Genomic DNA, 21,014 nt, shown 5'->3' with positions numbered 1-21,014 from the left:
TGTCGGACCTTTATGCGCAAGTCGCCCTGCCAACACAATGCCAAGGCCAAGCCATCCCTACGGCTGGCATATCACGTGTCCGGCAACCGCGATCTGGCTTGATCTCAGGCCGCGATCTTCAGCGCGCCCGGTCCGGGAATGGCGCCTGGCGGGCATTTGCCCAGAATGATCATGCCCAGCACCTCATCCTGGGTGACATCAGTGGTGCGGGCGGTGCCGACCACCTGGCCGTTCTTCATGACGCAGACCCGGTCGGCAAGCTCGAACACATCGTGGATGTCGTGGCTGATCAGGAAGATGCCGATGCCGTCGGACTTCAGCTGCTTGACCAGTTCGCCGACCTGCGCCGTTTCCTGCGGACCAAGTGCGGCCGTCGGCTCGTCCATGATCAGGATGCGGGCGTTGAACAGGATCGCACGCGCGATCGCCACCGATTGCCGCTGGCCGCCCGACAGCTTGATCACCGGCTCCTTGAAACGCTGGAACCGGGGATTGAGCCGACCCATCACCTTGCGCGCCTCGGCCTCCATGGCAACGTCGTCGAGCGTGCCCCAGGCGGTCATCAACTCGCGGCCGAGGAACAGATTGGCGGCGGCGTCGACATTGTCGGCCAACGCCAGCGTCTGGTAGATCGTCTCGATGCCGTATTTCTTGGCGTCGCGCGGGTTGGAGATCGATGCCTCCTCGCCGTTGACGAAGATCTGGCCCGAATCGCGCTTGTAGGCGCCGGACAGGATCTTGATCAATGTCGACTTGCCGGCGCCATTATGGCCAAGCAGCGCCACGACCTCGCCGGGGAAAAGATCGATCGAGGCGTCGTCGACGGCGCGGATGCCGCCAAACGCGATCGAGATGTTCCTCATGTCGATCAGCGCGGTGGCTGCAGGAGCAGTCTTGTCAGTCATGGCATGCCCTCCTAGACGCGCTTGCGATAGACGGTGTCGAGCCACACGGCGATCACCAGTACGGCGCCGACGACGATGCTCTGCAGCGGCGAGTCGACACCAAGCAGCACCATGCCGGACTGCAGCGACTGCATCAGCAGGGCGCCGAGCGTGGCGCCGATGATCGTTCCCGACCCGCCGGCTAGCGATGTGCCACCGATCACGGCGGCTGCAATGACGAGCAGCTCGTCGAGCGTTCCAAGCACGTTGGTGGCCGAATTCTGCCGGGCCGACGAGATCGCCGCGGCAATCGTGGCCAGCACGCCCATGATCATGAACACCTTCATGGTGATCCAGCGCGTGTTGATGCCGGCGAGATTGGCCGCCTCGGGATTGCCGCCGATGGCGAAGACATAGCGGCCGAAACGGGTGCGGTTGGTGATGAAGGTCATGACCAGCCCGACGGCGACCGCCATCAGCACCGGTATGGCGATACCGTGGGCGATGAACAGGCCGCCTTCGGGAACGGTGATGTTGTTGGCGGCCGCATATCTGTTCACGATGCCGATCGGCCAGGGGTAGGAGTTGGCGAGCCAAACCGCACCCATGATGGCGCCGCAGGTGACGACACCGAGCAGCGCCTCGGCCCAGATCGGACGTAGCGGAAAACGGAAACGCTTGCGCTGCACCCGCCCGTTGAACAGCCCAAACACCACGGCGAGGCAGGCGACGATCCCGACAACCCAGCTCCAGGTTGCGCCGATCGATCCCGCCGGCCCGCCGCCCATCAGCTGAAAGGTGGCGTTAAGCGGCGCCACGGTCTGGCCTGATGTGACCCACCAGGCAGCACCGCGCCAGACCAGCAGGCCGCCCAGCGTCACGATAAAGGCGGGCACTTCGAGATAGGCGATGACGAAGCCTTGAAAGGCGCCGATCAACAGGCCGAGCGCCAGGCCGATGACCAGCGCCAGGACCCAGATCCACGGATTGCCGAGTTCGAGCCCGACAAAACGCACCAGGAAATGCACCTGGGCAAACCCCATCACCATGCCGATCAGGCCCTCGGCGGAACCGACCGACAGGTCGATGTTGCGCATGACGATGACCAGCACCATGCCGCAGGCCATGATGGCGACCGCGGATGTCTGCACCGACAGGTTCCACAGATTGCGCGGCGTGAGAAAGGTGCGGCTGTCGAAATCGAGCGGGTTGACGCCGAGGCGCAGGCTGGAAATGACATGCAGCCCAATCCAGATGACCAGCAGCGCGCCGATCATGCCGATCATCCGGGTGTCGATCTCGGTCGCCTTCAGGAACCGGGCGACGGCGCCGAGTTCCGACGCGCGCGCCGTATCGGCCTGCGGGTTGGACGTCGTGTCGGTCATGATTTCCTCCCACCGGCTGGCCGTCTGACGCGCATGCCGGAGCCCAGCCTAGAAGCTATCCGCATGATGCGGAAACACAATTCTTTGAGAAAACGCCGCGGCTTTTGGGCCGCGGCGTTCAGATATTTCGAAGTGGTCCGGATCAGTTACAGGCCGCGACGGTGCCGGCAGCGACACCCGCGCAGACTTCGTCCTTCTTGATCCAGCCAGCGTCGATGACGACGTTGAGATTGTCCTTGGTGATGGCAACCGGGGTCAGGAACAGCGACTTGACGGTGTTGCCGCCCGGCGTCGTGAAGTCCTTGGCGCCGGCGATGTCGCTCGTCTTCTTGCCGTCGGCCAGTTGCGAGGCGATCTCGGCGGCATTCTTGCCGAGCTCGCGCGCGTCCTTCCACACCGAGACGGTTTGCGTGCCCAGGGCGATGCGGTTCAGCGCGGCGTGGTCGCCGTCCTGCCCCGAGACCGGCACGGTGCCGGCCAAGCCTTGAGCCGTCAGCGCCGCGACGACGCCACCGGCAGTGCCGTCATTGGCCGCGACCACCGCGTCGACCTTGTTGTCGTTGGCGGTCAGGAACTGTTCCATGTTCTTCTGGGCGTTGGCGGGCAGCCAGCCATCCGTGTAGGCTTCGCCGACATTCTTGATCTTGCCGCTGTCAATGGCTTCCTTGAGCACTTCCATTGAGCCCGAGAACAGGAAGTCGGCATTGGGATCGGCACCGGAGCCCTTGATGAAGACGTAGTTGCCTTCCGGCTTGACCTTGAACACTTCGCGGGCCTGCATGCGGCCGACTTCCTTGTTGTCGAAGGTCAGATAGAAAACATCCTTGTTCTCGATCAACCGGTCATAGCCGACGACCGGAATGCCTTCGTCCAGCGCCTTCTGCACGGCCGGGCCGATGGCCGAAGCATCCTGCGCCAGGATGATCAGGGAATTGGCGCCCTGCGAGATCAGGCTTTCGACGTCGGTAAGCTGCTTGCCGGGATTGGACTGCGCATCGGCGGAGATGTACTTGTCGCCGGCGGCCTCGATCGCCGTCTTCATGGCGGCCTCGTCGGTCTTCCAGCGTTCCTCCTGGAAGTTGGACCACGAAACGCCGACGACTTTGTCCTTCGCCTGCGCGACAGACGCGAGCGTCAGCGACATGGCGGCACCCGCCAGGATGGCGGCTGTGAATCTTTTCATATTATCCTCCCTGCGCCGCGTATGGCGCGACCAAACTGGCCCGAGGGCCGGCACAGAGGCCCTATTTTTTCGAGCCTCGAAAAAATACTGGGCCAACGCCCGAACGCTGTCAACATCGATTCTGATGGATTTTGATGTCGTTTCGAATTTTTTTCGGGCCTCGGAATAAATAAATGACACGGCGCGCGGCTTCTGCCAGTATTTGACCGCGTCACCGACAGCGTTCCAGGGCAGGAAGAACCGCGGCGACCGGGAGGATATGAAAGAGCATGTCGGTCGGAATCCGCCACGACGATTTGCGCCGCCGCAACCGCGCGATGGTGATCGCGGCGGTGCGCCGCGCCGGACAGCCGTCGCGCACCGAGATCGCCGCAACCACAAGCCTCAGCCATTCGACGATCTCGGCGATCTCATCCGACCTGATCGTCGCAGGCATCCTGACCGAAAGCAAGCCGAGCGAGGCCGGCTCGCTCAAACGCGGCCGTCCGCAGGTCGGCCTCAGCCTCAATCCAGAAGCGGCCGCGGTAATGACCGTGGTGCTGTCGCTGAACTTCCTCTCGGTCGCCGTCATCGACTATGCCGGCCAGGTAATATCCGAGGAACAGCGTCGGCTCGACACGCTGACGATGTCGCGCGACTCGCTGATCGGTGAGTGCACGGCAATCGTGCGGCGCCGCCTGGAGGATCCCGACCTGGACGTGCGCAGCGTCGCTCGTATCGCGCTGGCCGTCCAGGGCATCACCGACACCCGTGCCCGCGCCATGCTGTGGTCGCCGATCACGCCGCACACCGACATCGCCTTCGCCGACATATTCGAAGAGGAGTTCGGCATCCCCGCCATTATGGAGAACGACTGCAACATGATGGCGGTGGCGCTGCGCTGGCGCGACCCCGATCGTTACCGCGACGATTTCATCGCCATCCTCCTGTCGCACGGCATCGGCATGGGGCTGGTGCTGAAGGGCGAATTGTTCACCGGCACCCATTCCTCGGGCGGCGAATTCGGCCACATGATCCATCGGCCGAACGGCGCGCTGTGTCGCTGCGGACGGCGCGGCTGCGTCGAAGCCTATGCCGGCAATTATGCCATCTGGCGCAACGCGCGGCAGATGGGCGAGGATGCAGAGCCCGTCGCCGATGTCAGCGACGCCGACATACGCGCCCTGGCTGCTGCCGCCCGCGAAAGGGACGGGCCCGAACGGGAAGCCTATCGCAAGGCCGGCGAAGCGCTCGGCTACGGCCTCGGCAGCCTGTTTGCGCTGATCGATCCGGCGCCGGTCGCCATGGTCGGCGTCAGCGCCGCCGCCTTCGACCTGATCGAGCCGGCATTGCGGCAAGCGATTGCCCAGACCGCCGGCGGCCAGCATTCCAAGTCGATTTCCTTCGACACCGAGCCGAACGAACTGCCGCTGATCCGCGAAGGCTGCGCCATGCGGGCGCTGATCTTCGTCGATCAGGAGATTTTTGCGCCGGGCGTGCAGGCGAGATCCGGTCTCGGCGGCAAGAACGTGGCGTGAGTTCAAACGAGGGAGTTCAGTCCTCGCGAATGGCGTAACCCGCCCCACGGATGGTGCGGATGACATCGGGCATACGGCCGTTGTTGACCGCCTTGCGCAGCCGGCCGACATGCACATCGACCGTGCGTTCGTCGATGTAGATCGTCTCGCCCCAGACATTGTCGAGCAGTTGGCTGCGCGAGAACACGCGGCCTGGATGGCGCATCATGAATTCAAGCAGGCGGAATTCCGTCGGCCCGAGCCGGATCTCGCTCTTCTTGCGATAGACACGGTGCGATTCGCGATCGAGCACGATATCGCCGACCTTGAGCACGCTGGACAGCACTTCCGGCTTGGCCCGGCGCAGCAGCGCCTTGACCCTGGCCATGAACTCCGGCGTCGAGAAAGGCTTGACCAGATAGTCGTCGGCACCGGTCGAGAGGCCGCGCACGCGGTCGCTTTCCTCGCCTCGCGCGGTCAGCATGATGATCGGCAGCCGCTCGGTCTCGGGACGCATCCTTAGCCGGCGGCAGAGTTCGATACCGGAAACCGCAGGCACCATCCAGTCGAGCACCAGAAGGTCTGGAACGTTCTCCTGCAGCCGGATTTCGGCCTCGTCGCCGCGCGTCACCACTTCGACCTGATAACCTTCGGATTCGAGATTGTAGCGGAGCAGCACGCCTAGCGGCTCCTCATCCTCCACCACCATGATGCGTGGCGCGATCATCGGCTGGTCACCCCTGTCATGCCGCTGGCGCGGACATTGCCGTCTCGTCCTGCTTCGGACGATTGGCTGGTAACTGCGTGCCGGTCAAAACATAATAGGCATTTTCGGCGATGTTGGTCACGTGGTCGCCGATCCGCTCGAGGTTCTTGGCGCAAAACAACAGGTGCGTGCACGCCGTGATGTTGCGCGGATCTTCCATCATGTAGGTCAGCAGTTCGCGGAACACCGATGTGTATTTGACGTCGATGCGTTCATCATTGTTTCTGAGCGTGGCAAGCGCTGCCGCGTCAGCGGCGGCATACTCGTCGACGACCCCCTGCACCTGGATCAGCACCAGCTGCGCCATTGCGTCGATCGAATGCGAAAGGTCGTGCGGCGTGACGCTCAGCCCGACAGTGCCGACGCGCTTGGCGATGTTCTTGGCAAGGTCCCCGATGCGCTCGAGGTCGCCGGCCATGCGGATCGAACCGACCACCGCACGCAGATCGTTGGCCATCGGCTGGCGCTTGGCGATCAGCGTGATGGCACGATCGTCCAGCTCGCGCTGGCGTGCATCCATGATGGCGTCATCGGAAACCACCCGCTGCGCCAGCGCATTGTCCGAATTGAGCAAAGCCCTGGTCGAGCCACCGACCATCGAGCGGGCGAGATCGCCCATGTCGCGGATCAGCTGGCTGATCTGCTCCAGATCCTCATCGAAAGATGCGACGGTATGTTCACCCATGATCTTCGTCCCTCATATGCCTGAGATCAGCCGAACCGGCCGGTGATGTAGTCCTGGGTGCGTTTGTCGTCGGGGGTGGTGAACATCTTGTCGGTGGCGCCCTCCTCGACCAGATAGCCAAGATGGAACATCGCGGTGCGCTGCGACACGCGCGCTGCCTGCTGCATCGAATGCGTGACGATGACGATCGTATAGTTCTGACGCAGTTCGTCGATCAGTTCCTCGACGCGAGCGGTGGCGATCGGGTCGAGCGCCGAACACGGTTCGTCCATCAGGATCACCTCGGGCGACACGGCGATGGCGCGTGCAATGCACAGGCGCTGCTGCTGGCCACCGGAAAGACCCGTGCCAGGTTCCTGCAAACGGTCCTTGACCTCGTTCCAGATCGCCGCCTTCTTCAGGCTGGACTCGACGATCTGATCCATGTCGGCCTTGCGCTTGGCCAATCCGTGGATGCGCGGCCCATAGGCGACGTTCTCGTAGATCGACTTTGGGAACGGATTGGGTTTCTGGAACACCATGCCGACGCGCGCCCTGAGTTCGACGACATCGATGTTCTTGTCGTAGATGTCCTCTTCGTCGAGCGTTATCTTGCCGGTTACCCGTGCTGAATCGATGGTGTCGTTCATGCGATTGAGGCAGCGCAGGAAGGTGGACTTGCCGCAGCCGGAGGGGCCGATCAGCGCCGTCACCTGGTTCAGGCGGACGTCGAGATCGACGTCGAACAGCGCCTGCTTCTCGCCGTAGAACACGCCGACCTTGTCGCCGCGCATTTTGATCACTTCGTTCGACTTCATCTTGTCGCCCACTGCGTTTTCAAGGGACTGTTCGGTCATGATGTTCATACCAAAATGCCTTTTTTCTACCAGCGCCGCTCGAACCGACGCCGAAGCACGATCGCGGTGATGTTCATGGCCATTAGGAAGACGAGCAGGATGATGATGGCGCCGGACATGCGCTCGACGAAGGCGCGTTCGGCCTCGTTCGCCCACATATAGATCTGCACCGGCAGCGCGGTGGCCGGATCGAAAGGCGTCGTCGGTGGATCGGCGACGAAGGCGACCATGCCGATCAACAGCAGAGGCGCGGTTTCGCCGAGCGCGCGCGCAAGACCGATGATGGTGCCGGTGAGGATGCCGGGCGCGGCAAGCGGCAGGATGTGCTGGAACACCATCTGCATCTTGGAGGCGCCAAGACCGAGAGCTGCCGAGCGGATCGACGGCGGCACCGCAGCAAGCGCGGCGCGCGTCGCGATGATGATCGTCGGCAGCGTCATCAGCGTCAGCACCAGGCCGCCAACGAAAGCGGCGGAGCGCGGCATGCCCAGGAAATTGATAAACACCGCGAGGCCGAGCAAGCCGAAGACGATTGACGGCACTGCGGCCAGATTGTTGATGTTGACCTCGATAAGGTCGGTGAAACGGTTCTTCTTGGCGAATTCCTCCAGATAGATGGAGGCGGCGACGCCGATCGGCAGCGCGAGCAGCAGCACGATCACCATCATATAAAACGAGCCGATGATCGCCACGCCCATGCCCGAGGTTTCCGGGCGGCTGGAGGCGCCGTAGGTGAACAGGCCGCTGTTGAAGTGCTCGGCCATCGCGCCCTCGGCCTTGAGCTTGTTCATCCAGGTGATCTGCTGGTCCGAGACCTTGCGTCGCGCTTCCTCGACACTGAGGTCGATCTGGCCCTTGAAAGCGGAGTCGAGATTGGCGGCGGCGAGGATGTTGACGTCGCGTGTCGTGCCGATCACCGAGGGATCGGCGGCAACGATGTCGCGCAACTGGACGCGGGCGCCTTCCGAAAGGAAGCCCTTGAGCTTCTGGATCATCGGCTTGTCATCAGGAGAGATGCCGAGCTTGGCCACCAGCGCGTTTTCTGCGAGCTTGGGATAATTCGCCTTGATCAGAACGCTCGGATCGGTTGCGCGCTTGCCGGAAGGATCGATCACCTTCTCGTCGAACGTGATCGGCAGCGATACCGTCGTCTGCCAGAAGGCGGTGTAGCCTTTCGAGACGATGGTGATCAGCATGATTGCCAGGAACGCCAGGCCTACGGAAATCGCCACGACGCCATAGATGCGGAAACGGCGTTCGGCGGCGTAACGGGCCTTCAGGCCGATGTCGCGGCGCGGATGGGCCGCCGGCCTGACCATCGTATCCATGGGAATGTCGGTCATTCGTACTGCTCCCGATATTTGCGCACGATGTAGAGCGCGACGATGTTCATCACCAGCGTCAGCGTGAACAGCGTCAGCCCGAGCGCGAAGGCGACCAGCGTCTGCGGCGAATTGAACTCGAGGTCGCCGGTGAGCTGGTTGACGATCTTGACGGTGATGGTCGTCATCGCCTCGAACGGGTTGATGGTGAGGTTGGCGGCGACGCCCGCCGCCAGCACGACAATCATCGTTTCGCCGATGGCGCGCGAGGCAGTCAGCAGGATGGCGCCGACGATGCCGGGCAGTGCCGCCGGCAGGATCACCCGCTTGATCGTCTCGGAGCGGGTCGCGCCGAGGCCGAGCGACCCGTCACGCATGGCGCGCGGCACCGCGGTTATGATGTCGTCTGAGAGAGAGGAGACGACCGGGATCAGCATGACGCCCATGACCAGGCCGGCGGTGAAGATGCTCTGGCCCTGGATGAACGGCGAGCCGCCGGTCAGCGCCGCGGACAGGTCGCGCAGGAACGGCCCAAGCGTGACGACGGCGAAGATGCCGTAGACGATGGTCGGTATGCCGGCCAGCAGTTCAAGCGCCGGCTTGACCACCGAGCGCACCCTGGGCGTTGCGTATTCGCCCATGTAGACAGCCGACATCAGCCCGACCGGCACCGCAACCAGCAGCGCGACGGCGGCGATATAGAGCGTGCCGGCAAGAAGCGGGATCAGGCCGAACTGGCCCTGGCTGCCGCCCGAACCGGCAGCGGCAAAACGCGGATCCCAGACCGTGCCGAAGAAGAAACTCATCGGCGAGACGCTCTCGAAGAAGGTGATCGTCTGGAACAGCATCGAAAGCACGATGCCGACGGTGGTCAGGATGGCGATGGTGGAGGCGGCAAGCAGCCCCCACAGCATCAACCGCTCGACATTGTTGCGCGCCCTGGCGCGCGGCTCGATCTGCCTGAGCGCATAGAAGGCGCCGGCGATCGAGGAAGCGAGAATGACAATGGCACCGAACAGGCTGAGCCGGTCCTGGACCTTGTTCGCCTCGACGGCGATCGGGATCATGTAATCCTGTGTGTCGCTCGCCAGTGCCACGCCCTTGGCGGCGAGCAGCGGCTGCAACTCGGCAAAGCTGGCAGGCATTGCGGCCAGTGTGCCAGCATCGAGTTTGCGCAGGCCCCTGGCGAGGCTCTTTACCAGGCTGACATCCAGTGCCTCGCTGGCAACCTTGCTGTCGACGGTACGCTCCGGCAAGGCAGCGTGGATGTGCCGGTCAAGATAGACCGAAGAACCGACGGCCCAGACGGCAAGCAGCAAAAGAGCAGGCAGGACGGCAAGCAGGAAGGCCCACCAGCCGTGATAGTGGGCACGCGAATGCGGCTTGACCTTGCCATTGTCCTGGGCCGCGGCACGCTGCCGGCCGATGAAAAAGGCAACCAGGCCGACGGCAACGACGATGGCCAGTACGAGCAAGGACGACATGGACCCACCCCAAGGGAAATTCTAACGCAGCCGCCATTGCGGCCTGCGGTGAAACCGGGGCGCGGATTTGACCCGCACCCCGGTTCGGCAGCTTGATTACATCGACTTTCCGGCGGCGAAAGCGTCACGCTGGGCCTGACGCTCGGCATCCGGAGCAGCAACGAGGCCGTATTCGGCGAGCGGGCTTTCCGGGCCAACCATCTGGTCGTCGAGGAAGAACTCGACATATTCCTTGAGGCCGGGAACGACGCCCAGATGCGCCTTCTTGACGTAGAAGAACAGCGGGCGCGAGACGGGATACTTGCCGCTGGCAATCGTCTCGGTCGAAGGCACGATACCTTCCACGGTGGCGACCTTCAGCTTGTCGGCATTGTTCTCATAGAAGGCGAGGCCGAACACGCCGACGCCGGTCTTGTTGGAGTCGATGCGGGCGAGCGTCTCGGTATAGTCGCCATCGATGTCGACGGCCTTGCCGTCCTTGCGGATGGCAATGCAGGTTTTGCCGATTTCCTTGTCGTCGGCAATGCCGGCGGCCTTGAGAGCAGCCTTGTCACAGCCGGCATCGAGGAGCTTGGTCTCGAACACTTCGCGCGTGCCGTGCTTTTCGCCCGGAATGTAGGCGGCGATGTCCCAGTCGGGCAGCTTCGGATTGACCTGGCTCCACTTGGTGTTCGGATTGTCGACGAGCTTGCCGTCGACGACCAGCTTGGCCGCGAGCGCCTTGTAGATGTCGGCGGGAACCAGCGCCCAGTCCGGGCCCTTGATGTCGGTGGCGAAGACGATGCCGTCATAGCCGATCCGGACTTCCTGGACTTCCTTCACGCCGGCGGCGGCGCAGGACTTGAGTTCGTCCGCCTTGATCGGACGCGACGAGTTGGCGATGTCGATCGTGTCTTCGCCGACGCCCTTGCAGAATTCCTTGATGCCGGCGCCGCTGCCGCCGGATTCGACGACCGGGGTCTTGAAGTTGGTGAACGTTTCGCCGAACTGCTCGGCAACGATCTTGGCATAAGGTAACACGGTCGATGATCCGGCGACCTGGATCTGGTCGCGCGCGGCGGCGAAGCCGGACGACGCGGCGAGCGCAAGCGCAGCGGCCGACGCCGTATAGAGGAATTTCTTCATGTGGCCTGCTCCTGTTCGGAAGATGGTCTCTCGGCGCTCGTCAGTCGGCGCCCGCTGAGGCCAATAGCCTTCGATTATAACAGTCGCATGACAGTTTGATGTCACCCCGGTAACGCGTCATCGCGATGAGCAAAACGCCGCCTGGCCGGCACTGACCACGCAGCCCGGCTTTGTCCCCGGAATCAGAGACTTGCTCCGTTTGGGGCCGAGACTGGCCGGCGATTTGGGGTTAGCCGGCCTTTACGAAAAAAAGCCGGACGGGAGCGCGTTGCTCTCAGCCAGACGGTGTCATGGCCGGGCCATCGCCGAAAACAGGTCCGTTGGGGTAGGTTGACGCTGTCTCATGCCGGCGGTCGCTGCTCCCGCCCGTAACTGGAAAGGGAGGAATCGAACGCCGCCATTGTCTCGACTGGATACAACCTTTGATATGGTGCGATCGCACCATAGTCTTGGCCGCTGGCAGGGCGCGAATCTTCGCCGTATTTCCGGCACTCGGACAGGCAGGACCGGCCCTACCCGGCGTTGCGCTGAGCCTGCCGGCTGGCGCCGACCCAGCGCTCGACCTTCTCGAGCAGCGCCCGGGGACTGATCGGCTTGGGCAGATAGTCGTCCATGCCTGCCTCCAGGCAGCGCTCGCGGTCGCCCTTCAGCGCATGCGCGGTGACGCCGACGATCGGCACATGCGTGCCGGTTTCTTCCTCCAGCCGGCGAATGGCGGCGGTCGCTTCGAGACCGTTCATCTCCGGCATGGAGACATCCATCAGGATCATGCACGGGTTGAGCCGGCCGAAGGCGTCGAGCGCCTTGCGGCCATTGCCGACGATCTCGAAACCATAACCGGTCTCGCCGAGGATCTGGGTGAACACCATCTGGTTTACCTCATTGTCCTCGGCCACCAGTATGTCCAGCCTGTCGCCACCAGCCGCCACCGGTGGCCGCGGGCGAATCGAAGGCGGCTGCAGCAGCGCCCGCTGTTCGGACGGTGCCGAGGGCTGCGGCCGCGTCACATTGCTCGCAGCGACGTCGGCCGCGAGCGGCTGCGCGTCGCTGCCGCCAGTGTTGTGGCGATGCCGCTGGATGGTGGCGACCAGCGTTTCCAGCAGCACCGAAGAGCGCGCCGGCTTGATCAACTGGGCATCGATGCCGAGATCGCGATAGCTGGTGTTGGCGAGCGACTGGTCGACCGAGGTCAGCATGATGATCGGCGTTCCGGCAAGGCCAGCGGTGTTGCGCACGATCCGCGCCATTTCGGCGCCGCTCATTTCAGGCATCTGGTAGTCGAGCACGACGCAATCGACCGGCACGCCATAGGCGGCTGCGGCGATCAGCACCTTGAGGCCTTCGGCGCCGCTTTCGGCCGCGCAGGAATCGAACGTCCATGATGTCATCTGCTCGGTCAGGATCGCCCTGTTGACGGCATTGTCGTCGACGATCAGCACGCGCGCGCCGGTCACGTCGATCGGCATGATGCGTTGTCCGTTCTGCTGTCCGGCCCTCGGCAGCGTCACCGAAAACCAGAACGTCGAACCCTTGCCTTCGGCGCTTTCGACCCCGATGTCGCCGCCCATCAGCTCGACGAGCCGCGAGGTGATGGCGAGGCCGAGGCCGGTCCCCTCGTGCCGCCGCGTCGATGAAGTGTCGACCTGGCTGAATTTCTCGAACACCAGTTTCAGTTTTTCCTCGGGGATACCGATGCCCGTATCGGTGACCGAAATGGTGAGCTTCGTTCCGGTTGGAACCCTCTCGCCGGTGACGTCGACCAGCACATGGCCCTCATCGGTGAATTTCACCGCATTGCCGAGCAGGTTGGTGACGATCTGCCTGATGCGGCCGACATCGCCAATGAACAGGCTCTCGAGCCGAGGCTCGACACGTACGATCAGCTCGAGGTCCTTCTCCTTGGCGCGCGTCGACACCAGCGTCGCCACGTCCTCGATCGCCTCGGCAAGATTGAACGGCGCCGGATCGAGCACCAGCTGACCGGCATCGATCTTGGAGAAGTCCAGTATGTCGTTGATGATGGTGAGCAGCGCATTGCCCGACTTCACGATGATGTCGGTAAACGTCTTCTGCTTCGGGTCGAGGTCCGATTTGGCCAGCAGTTCGGCCATGCCGAGCACGCCGTTCATCGGCGTACGTATCTCATGGCTCATATTGGCGAGGAATTCCGACTTGGCGCGGTCGGCGAGCACGGCGCGCTGACGCGCCTCGCGCAGTTCGGCCTCCCGCATCTTCAGCTCGGTGATGTCGGTGGTCGAGCCGATCAGGTAGAGCGAACCGTCGGAGGCGATCATCGCGCCCTTGCGGGCGAATTGATGCCTGACGCTGCCGTCGGCCAGCGTCACCGTCTCTTCGACCTCCTGAGTTTCGCCGGTGCGCAGCACGGCGAGGTCGCCATTGACAAAGGCCTCGCCATCCGGCCCGAAAATCTCGATGTCGGTCTTGCCGATGGCCTCTTCCTTGCTGAAGCCCGTCAGATCGCACCAACCCTTGTTGACATAGAACTGCCGGAGATCGGAGCGCTTGGCGTAGATCGATACCGGTACATTGTCGATCAGGCTGCGGAACACCTCGTTCTCGCGCATGCTTTCTTCCAGCGCACGCTCGCGTGCCTTGACGTCGGTGATGTCGGTGCTCGAACCGACCAGATGCACCGACCCGTCCAGCGCCACCAGGCGGCTCTTGCGGGTCATCAACTGCCGAACCGTGCCGTCGCGATGGGTGACGGGTTCCTCGACCTCCTTGACGACGCCCGTCACGGCGACTTGCGTGTCGTCATGGCTGTAGCCATCCGCGTCCTGCGCGCCGAACAACTGCCGGTCGGTGCGGCCGATGACATCCTCCTTGGCCAAGCCGGTGATCGCGCACCAGGCCTTGTTGACGAATTCGATGCTCAGGTCCTGCGCCTTGATGAAGGCGGCCACCGGCAACTCGTCCATCACATGCCGGAACAGGTCGATCTGGCGCATGGAATCGCGCAATGCCGCCTCGCGGCTCTTGATCTCGGAGATGTCGACGCGAACGCCGATGAAGGTGCCGTCGTCGGTCCGCATGTCGTAGACCTGATACCAGCGGCCATCGGGATTGTGACGCTCGTAGGAGGAACTGGGCAAGCGGTAGCGGGCGAGGATCGCGTCCAGCCAGCGGTCATGATCGCTGTCGTAGAGCTGGTCGATTTGCGGATCGCCGCTGCTGCGGAAATAGCCGTTCGCATGACCCAGCACGAGTGCTTCGCGGAATGTACAGCCGGGCTGCCACGCCGGCTTCAAGGCCGGCAGCGTATCCTGGATCTTGCGGTTGGCGAAAACGAACCTGTCGTCGCGATCGTAGATGATCACGGCGGCCGGCAAGGATTCCAGCACGCTGGCGAGATGCTTGCGTGCGTCCTGCGCCTCCGTCTCGCGGCGCTTCATGTCGGAAATGTCGAACAGGAAGCCGGCAACGTAGTTGCGGCCGCTGGCCATGCCGACGCGGCTCTTCCGGACGATGCGCGAGCGGCTGGCGCCGTCGACCTCGAAATTCTCTTCCACTTCGTACGGCCGCCCGGTGGCAAGGACGTCACGTTCGCTCTGCTCGAAAAGCGCGACAGCGTTCGTTGGGAGGAAATCGCCGCCGGGCTTGCCGAGCATGGCTTGCGGCGTCTGGCCAAACAGAGCGGCGAACGCCTCGTTGACGAAGACGAAACGCAGATGGTCGTCCTTGACGAAGATCGGATCCTTGACGGCGTTGATCACCGCTTCCGCCAGCCGCGCTTTCTCCAGCGCGTCGGCAAGTTCGGCCTCCCGGTCCTTCATGTCGGTGACGTCGACATAGGAGATCAGCCGCTTGCCGCCGGCCAGCGGCGCCATCGACGATATCAGCGTGCGGCCGTCATTGCGCGGGAACTGCCGCGATCCGGCGATCCCGGCCCTGATTTCCGCCTCGCGCTCGGCGACATGCCGCTGCCATGACGCATCGTCGGCACCAAACGGATCGATGTCGCGGCTGGCGTCCATCAGATCGCGGAAGCTGCAGCCGATCTCGGCGCGCCGGGCGTCGATCTGCCAGAAATCATAGAAAGCACGGTTGATGATCTCGGCGCGCATATCGGCGTCGAGCACGAGGACACCGATCGGCATCTGGTCGACCATTGTGCGGAGACTGGCGAAGGTCTCGGCATTCCTGGCATTGGCGCTTTTGATCTCCGCATCGCGCTGCTTGATCTCGGTGACCTCATAGTAGGTCAGCAGCCGCTTGCCCCCGGACAACGCCGTCACCGAAAACATCATCGTCCTGCCGTTGGCATGGACAAATTCGCGCGGCGCGACGGATCCGGCGCGAATCTCGTCGAGGCGAGTAGCGAGGTAGCGCTGCCATTGCTGTTCGTCGATGTCGCCATAGATGCCGCTGCTGCGGTTGAGCTCCATCAACAGGCTGAACGGAGCGCCGACGGCAACAGCGCCGTCCGGAATCCTCGAGAGGTCGCGATAGGCCTTGTTGACGATCAGCGTGTCGAGCCTGGCATCGAGAAGCACGACGCCCATATGCATGGCGTCCATCGTCCGCTCGAGGTCGGCCAGATGCTGGTCGGGCTCGCCGTCACCCGATGATTCCCGCCCCAGATTTTTGAAGGCGCCGGCCAGAGCCGTGACGTTGCGGCCGATGCCGCGATAGCCGGCAAATCTTCCTTCGTCGTCGAATTTTGGAAAGCCTGACGTCAAAACCCAGCGACAGTCGGCGCTGCCAGCCTTGAGCTCGTAGATGAAGTCGCGAAAAGGCCGGTGCGCCTGCAGATCCTCCAGATGCGCCGCGCCACTGCGATCGCCGTTCAGGACCTGGTTGAGGAAGTCGAAGCGGAACCGGCCAAGCACGTTTGCCGGATCGATGCCGGTGGCGGCCTGGTAATTTTGCGAAAGCCAGGAGAAGCGCAGTTCGGCGTCCGTTTCCCAGACCCAGTCCGAACCGGCTTCGACGAGTCGGCGAAGCGCATCGTTCGAATCCATGCAAGAGGCGGACGATGAGGCATCGTCGCCATGCACTGTGGATCTGCGAGGCCCGCGCTTGCCGCGCGCGCCGATTGTTTCGTCCGCTTCCGCCATGCCGTCCCCACCCCGAAAACCAAGGCCGAACCCTCCTCCGCGGTTCGTCGGCGGAATCTGCCCGAGAAGCATTAAGGATCCGCTAACCTTAACGGTCGGTTGGACAGGATTGCGCGGCGCGGTCTGCTTCATTCCGCCCGGTTGTCGGCGGGGTCGAACCCGCTATATAAGCAACGGCAGGGGTATTGCTGATGCTTGGACGGATTGTGCCTTTTTTCATGGGGCTGGCGCTGCTTTTCGGCGGCGGTTGCTCGCGCAGTTATGACGGCACGGTCGTCATCCCGAGACCGCTTGATGTCCGGCGATTCTGGGATCGGCCGCCACCGAATGTCGACTATGGGCAATCCGAGGTCGAGAACGGCGCTTTTCCTGTGGCGCCGCAGCCGGACCGGCGTTTTTCCGAGCGCAAGGTCAGCCATGCCGCACCGAGACGGCACCAGACGAGGTTGCCTGCGTCCGCTTCCCTATCGGCGCCAGCGAAACCGCTGACCTGCAGGAACGTCAGCGAGCCCGGCAAGAGAGCTCGCATGGTCTGCGATTAGATCGGAGCGGGTCCCTAAAAGCGGGACCCGGTTTTCGGATGCGATGCGATCAAGACGCGATCCGCGGATAGCTTCGGTGACCCGGCCTCAAAGTGAAGCAGCACCCTTTTTCGGCTCCTTGGCACCGAGCTTGTCGAGTGCAAGACGAACCTGACGCAGATCTTCCTGCCAGCCGTCATCGTCGTCCATCGGACCCTCCGAGGCAGCCCGCTGCAGCCCACGCGCCTCGGATTCGATCTCGCGCAGTTCGGCGATTTTCTGTTCGGTGGTCAGCGAGTCATCTTCGACGATCTCCAGCACCCGCATTTCCCGGAACGTAGCCACGGCGTTTCTCCCGGCTGATGTCGATCACAACGCCGTGAGCGCCTCTCTGTTCCAGCCGGATCAGGCAACCGCATCGCAGCAGGCACGCCGCAGCCGGTGATCGCCAATTGGGGAAGCCGGCGATCATTCGGCCGGGAAAAACGCCGGGCCGACCACGCGCACCGACCGCTTGCCGGCCTCGATCGAAAGGTGCTGGGCGGCACCTGGCGCTTCGGCATCGATTCCAGGGACGGCCGCAACCGTGCCGAGATCCGGCTTCGCCGTCGGCAGCGGAATAATGGCATTGCGCATGTTGGCGGGCGTCACAGTCCTGGCTCGCAGTTCGGTGACCCGCTGGTAGTATCGCTTGACGTCGCATGCCTTGAAATTCGCATCATCGCGATATCTGAAGGCTGCCGGCAGTTCGGTATAAGGCTTGCGCGTGTCGAGCGCGACCATCTGGTCGGTTTCGAGGCTGGCATCGCTCAACGTGTAGAGGTCGACGCTGGGGTCATCGCAGATGTAACGGCATTGATCGGCCGTCTCCTTCAGATCGCTGCTGGCGGCGAATTGCGACTTTGGCGCCGGGAAGAAATACCCGTCCGACAGACGCACGCAAAACAGCATCGCATTGCCGCCGAACGTGGTGCTCGCCGATTGGGTGCCGGGCGCGGCGCGCGCAGACCGTTGCTTTGCCGAAGGCGCGCAGCCAAGCGCCACGAGGCGCGCTTGCAGACCCGCCGTGTCGCGGCCTGAATTCCCGGCGGCAGCGATCCGGCGCTGCACATCCGAGCGGCTCCTGGCGAGATCGGCGCAAGCGTTGAAGAGACCACCAAGCGAACTTTTCGCCGTGCACTGGCGCTGTCTCTCGATAGTCTGGATGGCTGCAAGTTGCCGGCGCAGTTGAGCAAGCTCCGGGTTCGCCCCGTTGCTGCGGCCACCCGAAAGCAACTGGCTTCTGATCGCGCCGCAGCTGTCCGCGTAGGACGAAAGCGTCCCGAACAAAACCGCCGCCAGCGAAATCAATGCGACCATCATGGAAGGCCAGAAACGGATCATCGGGACAACTCGGTCCTTTTTGCTGAGAACCCGGAATTACAGTCCATAACTTACACAAGCTTCAGCTATATGAGTAAACTCTAATTATCTCAAGAACTTCAGACCGAGTAAGCTTTTGTCTATTGTATTATGTCATCTCGTGTAAATTCGATATTACATTTTTATTTCAAGATTGAGACGAACCTCGAAGGAAAGCGCAAGCCCGACCCTCGCCGCGGACCTGCAACGAAACGGACCGCCATTATCGCCAGGCGTTCGAAACCTTTGCCCGGTCTTCCGCGTTGAAGGACCAAAGGGAGAACGCAGATGTCGATCCACTTCACCGTCTCGGACCTGACAAGAAACCTGTTTCACTCGCTGGGGCTGGATCAGCGCGCGCCAAGGCCTCTCAATCCCGAACAAAGCCTGTTGCTGGAATGCTATCTGGCCGGTCAGGTTCCGGAATCGGCCTGGAACGACTACGTCTTCGAAACGCCCGATCTTGCCCGGCATGCCGCGGCAAGGCGCAGTCACCATTGAGCCGGCGGCGGGTGCCTACTTGGGAGAGGCGAATTGCAACGTGAACACGTTGCCGGCGATGCCTTGCGCCAGTTTCGCTGAGAAGGTCAGGGGCAGACAATTCTGCAAGGCGGTCGTTGCGGCGTCGACAAAGGACTTCTTCGCCTTGGCATCGCCTTCCACCTTGATGGCTGTCGGCCTCGGTGGGCCGATCAGCGTGCCGTCCCGCTTGAAGCTGAAGCTCAAGGTGACGCTGGCGGTTCCCGCTCCCGCCGGCGGTGTCCAGCAAGCCTGGATCGCGGCCCCGACATCGTCCATCGTGTTGAGTTCAGCTGCACTTGACGCATGAACAGCGCCCGCCAGCATCACGCCCGCAACCGCAATCCGTCTCGCAACGCTTTTCATCGCCAGCCCTCATCTCACGCCTGACCACGGTCCATCTGGGACGCTCAATGGATGGTAGGGCCAACGTCGGCAATGGCAATATCTCTCGGCAAACTTGACGCCGAAAAAGCGACACCTGACTGGGCTTCCGCGGTCTGATCGCTGCTCGATCGCGCCTGGCGATAAAGCAATGCCGGTTAAGTGTGAAACGGTTTTCCCGGAAAGGCGCATAACGCTTTTCCCTTGGGAATTGCGTCGAACAAAGCGTGCGAAAAGCAAAAGGCCGGCATTGCGCCGACCTTTCCTATCGCTGCGACGTTCTGCGCCAGTACATCCGTGGTCGCGGGCCGAAAGCGAATTGCCTGCAGTAGACAGGGCTTTGGTTAACGAACCCTTAAGCTCAGGCCTTGGCCTGGGACTTCACAAGGGCGATATAACCGCGCACGTCGCCGGCCGGCTCGCTATAGGCCTTGCCGAGCTTCTTCTCGATCGCCGCCACATAGTCCTTCGCCCATGTGGGCAAGGCATAGTCGATGACGGCCAGAAATTCGAGCGTCGCCGCCAGCCGGATATCGGCGATCGACGGATGCTTGCCGCCGATGAACGGCTTGCCGTCCCTGAAGAACGAGTGGAAGACCTCCAGCGGCTCGGCAATCGCAGCCATCGCCGCCTTCTGGGCTTCGGACTTCTTGTCGGGATGGGCGTCGCTGTGGCCGACCTCGCCGGCATAGTGCGGGAAGCCGAGCGCCGGATAGGTGGCGCGCGCCACATAGGGGTAGAGCGTGCCGATCAGGTAGAACATCGCACTGTCGACCATCGCCCGCTTGGCCGGCGCCTTCGGATAGAATTTCTCCAGCCCGTGCTTGTTGGCGAGATATTGCATGATGGCGCAGCTTTCCCACAGCACGCCTCTGGGCAGGCCCTTGTCCTCGATCATCGGTGTCAAATGCGCGGGATTTCGCGCCATGAACTCCGGCGAACGGGTGTGGCCCCAGGCATCGGTCTCGGCGTGGTCGAAACCCGCCGCGCGCACAAACACCCGCACGGTCATGTTGTTGACGCTGGGCTTCAGCATGCTGAGCTTCAGCGCCGGCTTCTTGGCCGGCTTGGCCTTGGCCCTGGGCGCGGCATTTGCCGTCGCCTTCACGGCAGGCTTGGCGGCCGCCTTGGCTTTTGGCTTTGCCGCAGCTTTCGCCGCCGGCTTGGCGGCAGCTTTGGCCGCGGATTTCCCGGCAGTCTTCGTCGCTGTCTTGGCCATCTTGTTCCTCCCTCTGGTCTGTTCAGTATGGGTTCTTCGGCGCCCGATCGTCCGACAGGGTGGCACGGGAACGCTCTACGAGCGTCTGGATCGCATCGGCGAGATGCACTTCGGCGATGTTGTAGTCGCCGCGCCCGACCCGCAACCTGTGCGCTTCCATCAGCACATCCGCATGGGTGAAGCCCGCCGGCGGTTCGAAGCGGTAGGACGCCAACTCGATCAGCAAGCCGAGCGGATCCTCGAAATAGATCGAATCCATGAAACCGCGATCCTTGACGCCGCTGTGCTTGATGCCGCGCTCGTCAAGCCGGGAGACCGCCTGCAGGAAGGTGACGCGCGACACCGAAAAGGCGATGTGGTGAACACAGCCCGGATCGGTCGGCGTGCGCCGCTTCTCCGGCGTCCGGCTCTCGTCGGTGAAGATAGTGATCAGCCGGCCGTCGCCGGGATCGAAATAGAGGTGGCTTTCCCTCGGCTTGTCGAGATTGGGTTGTTCGAAGATGAACGGCATGCCGAGCACGCCTTCCCAGAAATCGATAGAGGTCTGGCGCCCGGCGCCGACCAGCGTGATGTGATGGACGCCCTGCGATTGCAGCTTCTGCATTGGCCTTCCTCCCCCATGGATCAACTGGCCTTACGGACAGCGCGGCGTTCTGCGCGCCGCTGGAGCCGTACCCCAGGATCCATGATGTGATGCTAATGCAAACAGCTCCGCGGCGCCAGAAG

At 62.9% G+C, this 21,014-nt stretch carries 18 protein-coding genes; 3 read left to right on the top strand and 15 right to left on the bottom strand.

The features are described from left to right. Window positions 1-104: 104 nt before the first annotated feature. The 3 genes from A9K65_RS07300 to xylF all read right to left on the bottom strand — a co-directional run bounded on the left by A9K65_RS07300 (window position 105) and on the right by xylF (window position 3,452). Entirely contained in the window at window positions 105-905 is an 801-nt protein-coding gene (locus A9K65_RS07300; protein WP_013529276.1) for an ATP-binding cassette domain-containing protein, read from the bottom strand. Window positions 906-916: 11 nt separating this feature from the next. Continuing rightward, window positions 917-2,269, bottom strand: coding sequence for a sugar ABC transporter permease (locus tag A9K65_RS07295; protein WP_064993247.1), 1,353 nt, complete (start codon window positions 2,267-2,269; stop codon window positions 917-919). A 142-nt stretch (window positions 2,270-2,411) separates the two neighbouring features. Then, entirely contained in the window at window positions 2,412-3,452 is a 1,041-nt protein-coding gene (gene xylF / locus A9K65_RS07290) for a D-xylose ABC transporter substrate-binding protein (RefSeq protein ID WP_013529274.1), read from the bottom strand. Between the two features lie 269 nt (window positions 3,453-3,721). Here xylF and A9K65_RS07285 point away from each other — a divergent pair, with 269 nt between their 5' ends. After that, complete coding sequence (locus tag A9K65_RS07285) at window positions 3,722-4,969, top strand: ROK family protein (protein ID WP_064993248.1); 1,248 nt, start codon at window positions 3,722-3,724, stop codon at window positions 4,967-4,969. Between the two features lie 16 nt (window positions 4,970-4,985). Here the strand turns inward: A9K65_RS07285 and phoB are convergent, their stop codons facing one another. The 7 genes from phoB to A9K65_RS07250 all read right to left on the bottom strand — a co-directional run bounded on the left by phoB (window position 4,986) and on the right by A9K65_RS07250 (window position 16,244). Next, window positions 4,986-5,675 (bottom strand): phosphate regulon transcriptional regulator PhoB, encoded by a 690-nt coding sequence (gene phoB / locus A9K65_RS07280; RefSeq protein ID WP_010911896.1) that lies wholly within the window; start codon window positions 5,673-5,675, stop codon window positions 4,986-4,988. A 16-nt stretch (window positions 5,676-5,691) separates the two neighbouring features. Continuing rightward, complete coding sequence (gene phoU / locus A9K65_RS07275) at window positions 5,692-6,399, bottom strand: phosphate signaling complex protein PhoU (protein ID WP_013529272.1); 708 nt, start codon at window positions 6,397-6,399, stop codon at window positions 5,692-5,694. Window positions 6,400-6,425: 26 nt separating this feature from the next. Next, window positions 6,426-7,244, bottom strand: coding sequence for a phosphate ABC transporter ATP-binding protein PstB (pstB, locus tag A9K65_RS07270; protein WP_013529271.1), 819 nt, complete (start codon window positions 7,242-7,244; stop codon window positions 6,426-6,428). A 17-nt stretch (window positions 7,245-7,261) separates the two neighbouring features. Further along, entirely contained in the window at window positions 7,262-8,578 is a 1,317-nt protein-coding gene (pstA, locus tag A9K65_RS07265; RefSeq protein ID WP_013529270.1) for a phosphate ABC transporter permease PstA, read from the bottom strand. Further along, window positions 8,575-10,041 carry a phosphate ABC transporter permease subunit PstC gene (gene pstC / locus A9K65_RS07260; protein ID WP_064993249.1) on the bottom strand — a complete coding sequence of 489 codons (1,467 nt, stop codon included), beginning with the start codon at window positions 10,039-10,041 and terminating at the stop codon, window positions 8,575-8,577. Before pstC ends, pstA begins: the two co-directional genes overlap by 4 nt. A 96-nt stretch (window positions 10,042-10,137) precedes the next feature. Further along, window positions 10,138-11,166, bottom strand: coding sequence for a substrate-binding domain-containing protein (locus A9K65_RS07255; protein WP_027163159.1), 1,029 nt, complete (start codon window positions 11,164-11,166; stop codon window positions 10,138-10,140). A gap of 512 nt (window positions 11,167-11,678) precedes the next feature. Continuing rightward, the gene (locus tag A9K65_RS07250; protein WP_245321995.1) at window positions 11,679-16,244 is read right to left on the bottom strand and encodes a PAS domain-containing protein; all 4,566 of its coding nucleotides are present in this window, start codon (window positions 16,242-16,244) and stop codon (window positions 11,679-11,681) included. 191 nt (window positions 16,245-16,435) lie between these two features. Between A9K65_RS07250 and A9K65_RS07245 the strand changes: the two genes are divergently transcribed. Then, complete coding sequence (locus A9K65_RS07245) at window positions 16,436-16,786, top strand: hypothetical protein (protein ID WP_013529266.1); 351 nt, start codon at window positions 16,436-16,438, stop codon at window positions 16,784-16,786. Window positions 16,787-16,873: 87 nt separating this feature from the next. Here the strand turns inward: A9K65_RS07245 and A9K65_RS07240 are convergent, their stop codons facing one another. Beyond that, the gene (locus A9K65_RS07240; protein ID WP_013529265.1) at window positions 16,874-17,110 is read right to left on the bottom strand and encodes a hypothetical protein; all 237 of its coding nucleotides are present in this window, start codon (window positions 17,108-17,110) and stop codon (window positions 16,874-16,876) included. 123 nt (window positions 17,111-17,233) lie between these two features. Continuing rightward, window positions 17,234-18,148, bottom strand: coding sequence for a DUF2865 domain-containing protein (locus A9K65_RS07235; RefSeq protein WP_064993251.1), 915 nt, complete (start codon window positions 18,146-18,148; stop codon window positions 17,234-17,236). 306 nt (window positions 18,149-18,454) lie between these two features. Between A9K65_RS07235 and A9K65_RS07230 the strand changes: the two genes are divergently transcribed. Then, window positions 18,455-18,667 (top strand): hypothetical protein, encoded by a 213-nt coding sequence (locus tag A9K65_RS07230; RefSeq protein WP_013529263.1) that lies wholly within the window; start codon window positions 18,455-18,457, stop codon window positions 18,665-18,667. A 15-nt stretch (window positions 18,668-18,682) separates the two neighbouring features. On the opposite strand, the gene A9K65_RS07225 is transcribed toward A9K65_RS07230, so the two are convergent. The 3 genes from A9K65_RS07225 to A9K65_RS07215 form a co-directional block, all read right to left on the bottom strand. Next, on the bottom strand, window positions 18,683-19,012 hold the full coding sequence (locus A9K65_RS07225) for a hypothetical protein (RefSeq protein WP_224620216.1): 330 nt from the start codon (window positions 19,010-19,012) through the stop codon (window positions 18,683-18,685). 418 nt (window positions 19,013-19,430) lie between these two features. Next, a complete protein-coding gene (locus A9K65_RS07220) occupies window positions 19,431-20,288 on the bottom strand; it encodes a glutathione S-transferase family protein (protein ID WP_064993252.1) in 858 nt (285 codons plus the stop codon). Between the two features lie 22 nt (window positions 20,289-20,310). Continuing rightward, entirely contained in the window at window positions 20,311-20,892 is a 582-nt protein-coding gene (locus tag A9K65_RS07215; protein ID WP_013529260.1) for a VOC family protein, read from the bottom strand. Between the last annotated feature and the right edge of the window lie 122 nt (window positions 20,893-21,014).

The sequence above is a fragment of the Mesorhizobium sp. WSM1497 genome (genome assembly GCF_001672455.2).
Classification (GTDB): Bacteria; Pseudomonadota; Alphaproteobacteria; order Rhizobiales; family Rhizobiaceae; genus Mesorhizobium; species Mesorhizobium ciceri.
This window is presented reverse-complemented; position numbering and strand designations above follow the sequence as displayed.